Origin of the sequence: Tuberibacillus sp. Marseille-P3662 (assembly GCF_900178005.1) — a bacterium.
Taxonomy (GTDB): domain Bacteria; phylum Bacillota; class Bacilli; order Bacillales; family Sporolactobacillaceae; genus Marseille-P3662.
Window position 1 is genome coordinate 218,709 of the sequence record NZ_FXBS01000005.1, and the last position, 12,730, is coordinate 231,438.

At 43.6% G+C, this 12,730-nt stretch carries 12 protein-coding genes; 9 read left to right on the forward strand and 3 right to left on the reverse strand.

Translation table 11 applies throughout. The features are described from left to right. Positions 1-55: 55 nt before the first annotated feature. Positions 56-334, reverse strand: a complete 279-nt coding sequence (locus B9Y89_RS07160; protein WP_085522552.1) for a hypothetical protein — start codon at positions 332-334, stop codon at positions 56-58. A gap of 538 nt (positions 335-872) precedes the next feature. On the opposite strand from B9Y89_RS07160, the gene B9Y89_RS07165 reads away from it, so the two are divergent. From B9Y89_RS07165 to ptsP, 5 genes are all read left to right on the forward strand, one after another. Beyond that, positions 873-1,628 carry a DeoR/GlpR family DNA-binding transcription regulator gene (locus B9Y89_RS07165; RefSeq protein ID WP_085522553.1) on the forward strand — a complete coding sequence of 252 codons (756 nt, stop codon included), beginning with the start codon at positions 873-875 and terminating at the stop codon, positions 1,626-1,628. Continuing rightward, positions 1,625-2,551 (forward strand): 1-phosphofructokinase, encoded by a 927-nt coding sequence (pfkB, locus tag B9Y89_RS07170; RefSeq protein ID WP_085522554.1) that lies wholly within the window; start codon positions 1,625-1,627, stop codon positions 2,549-2,551. Before B9Y89_RS07165 ends, pfkB begins: the two co-directional genes overlap by 4 nt. 1 nt (position 2,552) lies before the next feature. Further along, positions 2,553-4,442, forward strand: a complete 1,890-nt coding sequence (locus B9Y89_RS07175) for a PTS fructose transporter subunit IIABC (RefSeq protein WP_085522555.1) — start codon at positions 2,553-2,555, stop codon at positions 4,440-4,442. Positions 4,443-4,598: 156 nt separating this feature from the next. Then, positions 4,599-4,865: a phosphocarrier protein HPr gene (locus B9Y89_RS07180; protein WP_085522556.1), complete on the forward strand. Its 267-nt coding sequence runs from the start codon at positions 4,599-4,601 to the stop codon at positions 4,863-4,865. A gap of 3 nt (positions 4,866-4,868) precedes the next feature. Continuing rightward, positions 4,869-6,587, forward strand: coding sequence for a phosphoenolpyruvate--protein phosphotransferase (gene ptsP, locus B9Y89_RS07185; RefSeq protein WP_085522557.1), 1,719 nt, complete (start codon positions 4,869-4,871; stop codon positions 6,585-6,587). Between the two features lie 415 nt (positions 6,588-7,002). Here the strand turns inward: ptsP and B9Y89_RS07190 are convergent, their stop codons facing one another. Continuing rightward, positions 7,003-7,515, reverse strand: coding sequence for a hypothetical protein (locus B9Y89_RS07190; RefSeq protein ID WP_139822747.1), 513 nt, complete (start codon positions 7,513-7,515; stop codon positions 7,003-7,005). A 58-nt stretch (positions 7,516-7,573) separates the two neighbouring features. Next, the gene (locus tag B9Y89_RS07195; protein WP_085522559.1) at positions 7,574-7,813 is read right to left on the reverse strand and encodes a hypothetical protein; all 240 of its coding nucleotides are present in this window, start codon (positions 7,811-7,813) and stop codon (positions 7,574-7,576) included. A 677-nt stretch (positions 7,814-8,490) separates the two neighbouring features. Here B9Y89_RS07195 and B9Y89_RS07200 point away from each other — a divergent pair. The 4 genes from B9Y89_RS07200 to B9Y89_RS07215 all read left to right on the forward strand — a co-directional run bounded on the left by B9Y89_RS07200 (position 8,491) and on the right by B9Y89_RS07215 (position 12,699). Then, a complete protein-coding gene (locus B9Y89_RS07200; protein WP_085522560.1) occupies positions 8,491-10,065 on the forward strand; it encodes a bifunctional metallophosphatase/5'-nucleotidase in 1,575 nt (524 codons plus the stop codon). Between the two features lie 12 nt (positions 10,066-10,077). After that, positions 10,078-10,755 (forward strand): uracil-DNA glycosylase, encoded by a 678-nt coding sequence (locus B9Y89_RS07205; protein WP_085522561.1) that lies wholly within the window; start codon positions 10,078-10,080, stop codon positions 10,753-10,755. A 23-nt stretch (positions 10,756-10,778) separates the two neighbouring features. Beyond that, a complete protein-coding gene (locus tag B9Y89_RS07210; protein WP_085522562.1) occupies positions 10,779-11,606 on the forward strand; it encodes an aldo/keto reductase in 828 nt (275 codons plus the stop codon). 148 nt (positions 11,607-11,754) lie between these two features. Continuing rightward, positions 11,755-12,699 carry an NADP-dependent oxidoreductase gene (locus tag B9Y89_RS07215; protein WP_085522563.1) on the forward strand — a complete coding sequence of 315 codons (945 nt, stop codon included), beginning with the start codon at positions 11,755-11,757 and terminating at the stop codon, positions 12,697-12,699. Positions 12,700-12,730 lie beyond the last annotated feature (31 nt).

Consider the following 12,730-nt stretch of genomic DNA (forward strand, 5'->3'; position numbering starts at 1 on the left):
AATTAGAAAATGAAAGATAAAAAAAGCTCCTTTTCCATTTCGGAAAAGGAGTTTTTTATTGATAACTGCTTCGATTGTTGGGTTTTTCGCCCGACTTGACGATGTCTATAATCAACATGATCCAGCCCGCTTCTGAAATGACGAGACTACCGTAGAACAAGAACCATAGAAAAGAGAACGGTGCGGGTGCTATATCAAACATGGCTTCAAAAAAGTACAGCCACATACCTACAAGAAGAGCTGTTTGTACGATTGCAAGTGTTGTTTTTTTCAAATGGATAAATATAAATGGGGTTATTGTCGTTGCTAACATAAACATTAAAACAATTGGCATCGCATTCATCCCCTAATTTATTAAGTGTAAGTGTTTTCTTATTATTATTGTAACAAATTATCCTTAAAAATAACACAAAAAGTTCAAAATTTGTGCTTGACGATTTCGGATTTTATCTTGAGTCAATTTCATAAATGCTTATATTCATCATTGATCCGAACATTCGAACGGTCTAATGTATTAATGTTTGTCAATTCAGCGCATTAACATCGTTGATTGGAACGGCAGGCGGCGACTCCTGCGGGAATAGCATGAGTCTTGAGACCCCGCAATGCGAAGCATGAGGAGGCTCAAGCCATGCCCGCGGAAAGCGTCCGCCTAAAGTGGAAATCAACAGGCCAAGCACACTTACAAATGTTTGGGTTTTCTGCTTTAGTCTTGAATGATGAAATTGACTCACTTAGATTTAATTTTAAAGTTAAATTGATATTCACAAGTTTGATTATTAATGAATTTTAATGAATAAATATGATTATTTATGATTGAAAATGAAGGCGATTTCGTTGTATAGTTTTATAGGGAGAAATGAGGTGAGGCGATGCTAACACCGGAAAGACATCAAATGATTCTCAGAATTCTAGAGGACCATCAGGTTGCGACGGCTGGGCAGTTAGCTGAGGCGACATCGAGTTCAGCATCAACGATTAGGCGTGATCTTATACAGTTAGAGCAGGACAATCAATTGCGGCGTTTTCACGGCGGGGCGGAAAGGCTACGGACAAAGTCAGAAGAAGTATCTGTGACGGACCGGGCTGATCAATATACACAAGAAAAAATCATGATTGCTCGTCATGCAGCAGATCATGTGCAATCCGGATATTGCATTTATTTAGATGCGGGAACGACAACTTATCATATGATTGATCACTTAAGGGAAAATACTATTGTTGTGACTAACGGACTCACCCTCATTGAACGATGTGTCGAACGTGGGTTACAAACATACTTGATTGGTGGTCGGGTGAAAAATATTACGAAGGCCATGATTGGTCACGGTGCGCTAAACGCCTTGAATCAATACCGGTTCGATCAATGCTTTATCGGAATGAACGGATTGAGCCTAAAAGATGGGATGACGACGCCTGATCCGGAAGAGGCGCTGATTAAACAAACGGCACTTCAGTTATCAAACGAGCGCTATGTTTTGGCGGATCGTTCCAAATTTAACAAAACATCATTTGCACGTGTCGCTAATCTAGCGGCAGCTGCAATTGTGACGAATAGCGATGACAATGTTGAACACGCATTAACGGATTATCAAGATCAAACAAGAATAGAAGTGGTGACAGCATGATCTACACATGTACATTAAATCCATCTTTGGATTACTTTGTTGAAGTCGATCAATTTCGGTCTGGGACTTTAAATCGGATTGATGGTCAGGATAAAATGCCCGGCGGAAAAGGGATTAACGTTTCTCGGGTGCTTAGCAGACTCGATGTACAAAATTGCGCCTTAGGCTTTATTGGCGGTTTTACAGGTGACTTTATTCGCAGACGTCTGATTAGTGAGGGTGTGGAAAGTGACTTTAGTGAAGTCGATGATGATACCCGAATCAATGTGAAAGTCAAATCTGATGTTGAAACAGAAATTAACGGTATATCTCCGGTGATACCTGATGAAGCCGTGGAAGCTTTAATGCAAAAAGTGGCACAAATGTCGTCTGGTGATATTTTAGTGCTGTCAGGTAGCATCCCTGGAAACTTACCTGCAACTATATATCAGACGATCATGAAGGCAGCTTCAGACCAAGGGATCAAAACCGTTGTTGACACGTCAGGAAATGCGCTTGAAGCGTGTCTAGGTGAACAGCCTTTTCTCATCAAACCTAATGAACAAGAGCTTGGAGCACTATTTGATATTGATATACAGACGTCTGAAGAAGCGGTGTTCTATGCTAGACAATTGCTGGCACAAGGCGCACAGAATGTCATTGTTTCCCTCGGGGGTGCAGGGGCAATTTTTGTCAATGAGGAACACGCTATAAAAGCAACAACGCCACAAGGTGAATTAAAAAATTCAGTTGGTTCCGGTGATTCGCTTGTGGCTGGATTTTTGGCAAAATGGTCATCAACTAATGACGCCCATGAAGCGTTCCGTTATGGTGTGGCTGCTGGCAGTGCGACTGCATTCTCAGTCGATTTATGTCAGCAAAAGGCTGTGGATGATTTAGTTGAACAAGTCGGTATGGAACCGATCAATGGGGTAGGTGAATAATATGAAAATTACAGATTTATTAACAACAGATACCATTATTTTGGATCTAGAAGCAACCAATAAAGCTGATGTGATTGAAGAGCTTACGCAAAAGCTTGAAGGGGCCGGGAAGTTGAATAACCTTCAAGGCTATCAAGAAGCTATCAAAGCCAGAGAAGCAGAGAGTACAACAGGGATTGGTGAAGGTGTGGCGATCCCTCATGCGAAGACAGCCGCTGTCAAGCAGCCTGCTATTGCCTTCGGACGTAGTCAGCAAGGCGTTGATTATGATTCATTAGACGGGCAGCCGGCTCATTTGTTTTTCATGATTGCAGCAGGTGAGGGAGCGAACAACACTCATTTGGAAGCTCTGTCTAAGTTATCGACATTTTTATTGAAGGAAGATTTTCGCCAGGCTTTGTTAGCCGCTGACTCTAAGGAAGATGTCATCGAGTTGATTGGACTCAAGGAAAACGAAGACGCCGATGATGATGAAATGGAAACAGAGAGTAAGGAACACAAAGGGAAAATTCTTGCGGTAACAGCGTGTCCAACGGGTATTGCCCATACGTATATGGCAGCAGATTCGTTAAAAGAAAAAGCAGGTGAACTAGGGTATGACATTAAGGTGCAAACGAATGGTTCAACCGGTGTTAAAAATAAGCTGACGGATGAAGATATTAAGGATGCAATGGGGATTATCGTTGCTGCTGATACAAAAGTAGATATGGACCCTTTCATCGGTAAGCCTGTTGTTGAGGCGCCGGTAGCTGATGGCATTCGTCAACCCGAAGCATTAATTAATCAAATCACAACTGGGGAAGCGAACGTTTACCAAAACGGCCAGTCAAGTTATCAAGAAGAGATCGAAGAACAGAAACAAGAAAAGAAATCGAAACAGCCGGCTTTTTATAAGCATTTGATGAACGGGGTTTCCTTCATGCTGCCATTTGTTGTCGGCGGCGGGATTCTAACAGCATTGTCCTTTTTCTTCGGTATTCATTCAGCTGAACCTGATCAATATCCTGAACAGTTCAACTGGTTTGCTGATATATTAAAGAATGATATTGCCGGCCAAGCTATGTCAATGCTCGTTCCGATCTTAGCTGGCTATATTGCCTTTAGTATTGCGGAGCGTCCGGGTTTGGCGCCAGGTATTGTCGGCGGTTTAATGGCGGCTAGCAGTGGCGCTGGTTTTCTTGGCGGATTGATCGCCGGTTTTCTTGCCGGTTATGTCACTATCGGACTGAAACGTCTATTCGATCATCTGCCTGATATGTTAGATGGTTTGAAACCGGTGTTATTATTTCCGGTATTTGGTATCTTCATCACCGGTTTTTTGATGCATTATATTAACATTCCGGTAGAAGCAATTATGAATGGTGTGGAAAATTGGTTAAACAGTCTTGGAACAGGTAATCTTGTCATCATGGGCATTCTTCTCGGCGGGATGATGTCGATTGACATGGGCGGACCTATCAATAAAGCCGCATATGCTTTCGGTATTGCGATGATTACATCGGGAAATTATCACCCGATGGCGGCAATTATGGCGGGCGGTATGGTTCCGCCTTTAGGAATGGCTATTGCGACAACCTTCTTTGGTAAGAAATTCAATCAATCGCAGCGCAGTGCTGGTAAAACAGCCTACTTCCTTGGGGCTTCGTTTATTACTGAAGGGGCGCTTCCATTTGCGGCGGCTGACCCTATTCGTGTGATTATTTCAAGTGTCATCGGTTCAGCGCTAGCCGGAGGACTGTCCATGCTGTTCAATATATCACTACAAGCACCACATGGCGGTATTTTCGTAATATGGAGTGTTGGCGGCAGTTGGTTTATGTATGCCATATCCATTATAGTAGGCGCGATTGTGACTGGTATTATTTATGGCATATGGAAAAAATCAGAATAAACGGCTTGGGCGATGTCGATATGTGTCAATTTTTTTGTGACAAATGATGCATAACACTAGCATCATTTGAACAAAAAAGGCATAATGGATGTTGGATTGATTTTAGTCTATACTATAAGAAAGTATCATAAATGTTCAGTAAGGAGATTGTGTCTTATGTTAGAAAAAACATTTACAGTAACAAGTGAAACAGGTATTCATGCACGCCCGGCAACAACGCTTGTCAACAAAGCTGGTCAATTCAGCTCAGAAATAAAAATTCAACATAATGGTAAAGACGCTAACCTTAAATCAATTATGGGCGTCATGGCGATGGGTATCCAAAAGGATTCCGAAGTGACAATCAAAATCGATGGTCACGATGAAGAAGATGCTTTGGCTGCAATTGAACAAGTGATGAAAGATGAAGGTTTGGGGGAGTAATTCATGCCTGAGCAACTCACTGGAATTGCTGCTTCATCAGGCATCGCAATCGCCAAAGCATTTGTAATGGAAGATGCGGCGTTAGACACTAGCGCCAAGTCAATTACGGATGCTGATAGTGAAATCAAGCGATTAGATGATGCTGTAGCGACATCGAAAACGGAATTAGAAGCCATTAAGGAAAAGGCGCGAGAAAATATGGGCGACGAACAGGCGGAGATCTTTGCCGCCCATCTTCTCGTGTTACAAGATCCAGAGTTTCTTGATGCCGTTAAGGATAAAATAGGGAACGAACAAGTCAACGCTGAAGCAGCAACAAATGATGTCGCTAATATGTTCATCAGCATGTTTGAGAACATGGATAATGAATATATGAAGGAACGCGCAGCCGATATTCGAGATGTATCTAAACGAATGATTAGTCATCTTATGGGTGTGACTTTTGCAACACCAGCAAGTATCACAGAAGAAGTCGTGGTTGTTGCCAATGATTTAACACCATCCGACACGGCTCAATTGAATAAGCAATATGTGCAAGGCTTTGCCACGAACATTGGCGGCCGGACGTCACACTCAGCGATCATGTCCCGTTCCATGGAAATTCCGGCGGTTGTCGGGACCAAGGACATCACAGACAAGGCCAGCCATGACACTTTGGTCATTATTGACGGCCTTGATGGTCATGTGATTGTTGACCCATCGGAAGAACAGTTAGCCGAGTATCGTCAAAAGCAAGCGGACTATGAAGCGCAGAAAGCTGAATGGGCCAAGCTTAAGGATGAGGGCACGGTGACACAAGATGGTCACCAAGTTGAGCTTGTTGCAAATATCGGTAACCCTGATGATGCTGATGGGGCATTGAATAATGGTGCTGAGGGTATCGGTCTATACCGGACGGAATTCTTGTACATGGGCCGCGACCAATTGCCGACTGAAGATGAACAATTCGATGCATACAAAGCCGTTCTTGAAAAAATGGATGACAAGCCGGTTGTGATCCGGACATTGGATATCGGCGGCGACAAGGAATTGTCGTATCTTGACATGCCTGAGGAATTGAACCCATTTCTTGGTTATCGTGCGATTCGTCTTTGTTTAGATCAACAAGAAATTTTCCGAACGCAGCTGCGAGCGTTATTGCGTGCCAGTGTTTACGGTAATTTGAAAATCATGTTCCCGATGGTTGCAACGTTGGATGAATTGCGTCAAGCGAAAGCAATCTTGAATGAAGAGAAAGACGCGCTTGCTGCGAGCCACATTGACGTTTCTGACAACTTTGAGGTCGGCATGATGGTCGAAATTCCATCCACTGCTGCGATGGCTGACATCTTTGCTAAGGAAGTTGATTTCTTCAGCATCGGCACCAATGATTTGATTCAGTACACATTGGCGGCTGATCGGATGAACGAACATGTATCGTACTTGTATCAACCGTTTAACCCAGCGATTTTGCGCTTAATCGACCGTGTCATCCAAGCGGCCCACGCCGAAGGCAAATGGGCTGGCATGTGCGGTGAGATGGCTGGCGAAGAAAAAGCGGTACCGTTGTTACTCGCTCTTGGTTTGGACGAGTTCAGCATGAGTGCAACCTCCGTGTTGCCAGCGCGCAGCCAACTGCGTGGTTTGAACCGCGAAGACGCTGCCAAGCACCGTGACACGATTTTAAATATGGGTACAACTGAAGACGTCGTTTCTTTCGTTGAAGAGACGTTTATTAAGTAAAAAAAGACGGCCTGATCAGGTCGTCTTTTTATATTTCATGGGTGAAAGCGCAATTCTGTGTAAAAAGAGCGCAATTCGATGTGATAACGCCGCAATTCCGTTTAAGAAGAGCACAATTCCATGTTAAAACAGCGCAATCATAGCTTACATCTCGGGTGTACAAGCTCACAAAACGTGGTATAATGAACATAGAAATAGCTATATTGAATATAATAAAAAAGGCCGCCGGTGCTGGTACACCGGACGGCCGGCAATAGTCAGTTCCCCTACAAAGGGGGACGGCGCAGGAGCAAGGAAATAGACCTCACCCGAGCCGGACACTCAAGGGGGTCTATTTCTTTTGCTAATTATAACATAATGCAGGGCTGAAGATACATCTGATTTAGGATGCGCTTCCATTTTTGTGTATTATGGTCTATTCACTTTCTAGCCACTCATCTATAATAGACTTGACACCTGCTTTATTAGCTGCCTTCATTAAGTAATCTAAATCCATGATTTCCTGGTCTGCTTTATGAATTTGATAAAGGCGCTCTGCCCACTCGTAATCATCTGCCCATTCAGGATTTTTAGGATGGGAAACGACTGCTGATTCTAATCGATGGATAATGATATCTTCAATCCCAATAACAAAGATATTTCGGCCACTTTGTAGTTCTAAGAGGAGAACTTTGTCGCCATTCCCTTCTAGAAAGTTATCCGGTATTTCAATCGAAATTTCTAATTCTTCGTTATACCAGCTGCGACCTTCCTTCTTGAAATCTAATTCCTTTGTTAATAATGCGTCAATTTTGTCTCTGCCATCACAAATTAAATCGATATCATATGTGGTGTAGTTATTACGCGTAAAAACTTCAACTGATAAGCCACCGACAATGACGGGCCTGATGCCATCCTGTTGGAGAAAGTCTGTTAACAGAGCACACATCTCAAGCATTCTTTCGTGTTTGGGCAAGCTTATCAAATGTTTAACTTCCGTTTTCAACTCATTCAGTGTAATCATAATACATCGTTCGCTTTCCGATCATTTTCATTTTGCCTTCCCGCTTGGCTCTTTCAATAGTTGCCTTGGTGATCTTTGTTAATGCAGCTCGCTCATCCATTGAACGGGGTCTCTTACGACGAATACGCGGTTGATTCACACGGGCATCCCGTAATGCTGCGTTGACTTTTTGGCGGTTCCTTTTAATGTTGTCTTCAATTTGAGTGATTTTTACTGAGCGCATGTAAGCACCACCTTGGCTTTCATTTCTCATGTTCATTCTATATTATCTTTATTATTATATCCATAATCAGAGTTTTTAGTGTTTAGAATATTATTTCTTCTATTGTAGAAATGGTCTTGAAGTTGGTCGCTGTGCTTTAGCGTGGGTGTACAAGCTCACAAAACGTGGTACAATGAACATAGAAATAGCTATATTGAATATAATAAAAAAGGCCGCCGGTGCTGGTACACCGGACGGCCGGCAATAGTCAGTTCCCCTACAAAGGGGGACGGCGCAGGAGCAAGGAAATAGACCTCACCCGAGCCGGATACTCAAGGGGGTCTATTTCTTTTTTTTAATGAAAAGCGACAGTATGGCCACGCCAAGAGATGCCGCAGTTAAGGACATCATAATGATTTGGTAAACTGTCATTAAGGCGTCACCCCCCTTTTGTTCCCACATTCGCAGGGCACAACAATCAACCGGGAGTGCGCCGACCCACCTTGAGAAAACTAACTATTGTTCATTTGATTATAACATAACCCAAGACTGAACTTACACCAAGTTGTGGAAATTTGTTTGTTGAGTAGGGAATGTACTTTAAAACAAAAGGATTTTTAACATCCAATAACGGGTGCGATCACTCCGGAAAAATTGTAAAATGGATATGGAATGTAGCATTTAAAAGGAGCCTGTCTATGGATGAGATCACATTAACGATTCTTGAGACGAGTGATGTTCACGGTAATGTCTTTCCAATCAATTATGGTACGAATCAGCATGCAGATGTAGGATTGGCTAAAATATCGACATTGATTAAACAGGAGAAAGCCAAAAATGAAGCCACATTAGTTTTGGATAATGGTGATGTGATTCAAGGGACGCCGTTCACATATCATTATGCACGTATGAACAATAATCAAGAGAACCCGATGACACTTGCCATGAATCAGATAGGCTATGAGGCCAGTGTCTTTGGCAATCATGAATTCAACTATGGACGGGATTTGCTTGATCGCACTGTGCAGGCATCACAATTCCCGTGGCTAGCGGCGAATATTGTGGATGACACAACCGGCGAACCGTTCTACGGACAGCCTTATATCATTAAAACATTCCCGTCAGGCTTAAAGGTGGCAGTTCTAGGACTGACGACTCAATATATCCCGAACTGGGAGCAGCAAGACCATATTCAAGGCATGGAATTTAAAGATGTTGTCGTGACCGCGAAGACGTGGGTGCCTTACATAAAAGAACAAGAAACGCCTGATGTCATGATTATTTCCTATCATGGCGGGTTTGAACGGGACTTAGATACAGGTGAGGCAACGGAGAAGCTTACAGGCGAAAACCAAGGCTACCAATTGTGTCAAGAAGTTGAGGGGATAGATATCCTTTTGACCGGTCATCAGCATCGTCTCATTGCTGATCAAACGATCAATGGCGTGACTGTGCTTCAGCCGGGAAATAACGGGATTGTTTTAGGAAAAGTGATCGTTGACTTAGCTCATGACGGTGACAAGTGGAAGATTGTGGACACACAGTCACAGCTACTGTCAACCGGGGGTGTAAATCCCGATCAGACCATTTTAGAGACTGTCACATCATATGAACAAGCAACGCAGGCGTGGCTTGACCAGCCTATCGGAACTATTAAAGGTGACATGGTCGTCCATGATCCGCTGGCGATCCGGTTGCAAGACAATCCATTGATTGAATTTATTAATCAAGTCCAGATGGATGTGGCCGGTGTTAACATTTCGCATACCGCTTTGTTCAACAATGATTCGCCCGGATTTCCGAGCCATGTGACCATGCGTGATGTTGTTTCCAATTATATCTATCCGAACACGTTACAGGTGATCCGTATCAGCGGTCAAGATATAAAAGATGCGTTAGAGCAATCGGCGACTTATTTTAAACAGTACAACGGCAGTGATATTGAAATTAATGAACGGTTCACGACCCCGAAGCCGCAGCATTATAATTATGACATGTGGGAAGGGATTGATTATACCATCGATATTCGTCGTCCTGAGGGTGAGCGCATCACGCAGTTGGATTATCAAGGCGCCCCCGTACAAATGAACGAAACCTATGATGTTGTCATGAATAATTATCGTGCGGGTGGCGGTGGCGACTATTTAATGTATAAGGATAAGCCTGTGATCAAAGACATTCAGACTGATATGTCTGAGCTGATCGCTAACTATATTTTAAGACACAAGGAAATCGAAGCCACGGTTGATGGTAATTGGAAAGTGATTTATTAGGAGAGGATTGTTATGACTGCCATTTTGGAGAATGATTGGCAAAACCACGTCGGCTCCGAGTTTGAAAAAGACTATTACCAGAAATTACGGGTGTTTTTAAAGCAGGAATATGCTCGTATGCCGGTGTACCCTGACATGTACGATATTTTTAATGCGCTTCACTATACGACCTATGAAAACACTAAAGTGGTTATTATTGGACAGGACCCTTATCATGGTCCGGGACAAGCGCACGGTCTTAGTTTTTCCGTTCAGCCCGGGGTCAAGCAACCCCCTTCCCTGCAAAATATTTTTAAAGAGATGCAATCGGATCTGGGCCATTCGATACCGAACCATGGTTGCTTGACGAGTTGGGCGAAATCAGGTGTACTATTGTTGAACACGGTATTAACGGTTCGTCAGGGCACACCGAATGCCCACAAAGGCATGGGCTGGGAAACGTTCACGGATACCGTCATAAGCAAATTAAATGCAAGAGAGCGTCCAGTTGTGTTTATACTATGGGGTAGGAATGCGCAAGCAAAAAGCACGCTGATCACTTCCCCGCAGCACTTAATTATTAAGTCGCCGCACCCGAGCCCATTTTCAGCCAATCGGGGCTTTTTCGGCAGCCGCCCGTTTTCACGGACGAATGCTTTTTTACGAGAGAACGGTATTGAGGAAGTGGATTGGCGGCTCACAAATCTTTAAGAAAACCAGAGGAGGATTACCGCATGTCACTGAGTCTTGATAGTACAGTGAAATTGAATAATGGTGTCGAGATGCCATGGTTTGGTCTTGGTGTCTACAAAGTGGAAGACGGAAAAGAAGTACATACAAGTGTCCAATCAGCCTTGCAGAACGGCTATCGCGCAATTGATACCGCATCCTTCTATCAAAATGAAGAAGGCGTTGGTCAAGCGATTAAAGCCTCTGGTGTTCCACGCGATGACATATTTGTAACCACTAAAGTTTGGAATGATGAGCAAGGCTATGAATCAACATTAGAAGCCTTTGAAAATTCTAGAAAGAAACTTGGACTGGATGTGATTGATCTTTACCTCATCCACTGGCCTATTAAAGGCAAGTTCAAAGACACTTGGCGCGCAATGGAGAAACTCTATAATGACGGTAAAGTTCGGGCCATTGGCGTTAGTAACTTCAAAGTTCACCATTTAGAAGAGCTTTTAGCTGATGCCACCGTTAAACCAGTGATTAACCAAATTGAGTTGCATCCACGCCTTACCCAGGAAGACGTTCGGGAGTTTTGTCAGAAAAACGAGATTCTCGTTGAAGCTTGGAGCCCGTTGATGCGCGGCAAAGTCTTTGATGATCCTGTCATCGAGTCATTAAGTAAAAAATATAATAAATCACCGGCGCAAATTATTTTGCGGTGGGATTTACAGAGTAACATTGTCACCATTCCAAAATCCGTTCATGAAGAACGCATCAAGCAAAATGCCGATATCTTTGATTTTGAGTTATCTCAAGAAGATATTGAACAAATTGATGCGCTCAATCGTGATGAACGCGTGGGTCCTGATCCAGATAACATGAGTTAATAAGTAAAAAGCTGCCTCAAACATTGAGGCAGCTTTTTACTTAGCCTTGAATATGTTCAGTGACCTCACTTAGTGAACATAAAACTCTGCAACATAGACCACATTAGACTTATAGACGAAAACAGCTATGGCCAAAGGAGGCATCACCATGAAAGCAGTCGTGATTAATCAATATGGCGGCAGGGACAAACTCATGATGGCACGTTATCCAAAGCCGATGCCGAAAGCTGATGAGGTATTAATTGAGATGTACGCCACATCCATTAATCCAATTGACTGGAAAGTGCGCGAAGGTCATTTACAAGAACGGCTCAAGTTTGCCTTTCCCATCATTTTAGGTTGGGATGCTGCGGGGGTTATTAGTGACGTCGGTTCGGGCGTTCATGACTTTGAAGTGGGTGACCGTGTTTTTACACGTCCACCGACAACGAACCGGGGAACATATGCTGAATATATTACCGCTCCTGCTGATCTGGTCACAAAATTACCTGATAAGATCAGTTTTAACGAAGGGGCCTCGATTCCGTTAGTTGCACAAACTGCGTGGCAATGTTTATTCGACTTTGCGGATATGAAGGCAGGGGAGCGTGTCTTGATTCACGGCGGCGCTGGCGGCGTGGGCAGTATGGCTATCCAAATTGCTAAAAGCTACGGTGCTGAAGTGATCGCCACAGGGAGCAGCGAAAGCCAAGATATCATTGAGCAACTTGGAGCCGATCAATTCATCAATTATCGGACGCAGACATTTGAAAATGACGTTGATTCGGTAGATATTGTGCTTGATACGATCGGCGGTGAAACCCAATCACGTAGCTTTGATGTGTTAACATCCGGCGGTCGTCTCGTCTCCATTGCCCAGCCGCCCGATGAGAAAAAAGCGAAGTCGAAAGGAATTAAGGCCGGTTTTGTCTGGCTTGAACCTGATGGAGAGCGACTCAAGCGCTTGGCTTTCATGCTGGAAGATGATCAGCTCAAACCTTTGATCGCCAAGACATTTCCTTTCTCTGAAGAGGGGATGCAGGAAGCCCATCACATGAGTGAGGAAGGGCATGCAAAAGGGAAAATTATCATTGAAATCAGATCGGAAACATAATAGAGCATCGTTGGTGCCACACTAGGCCTAA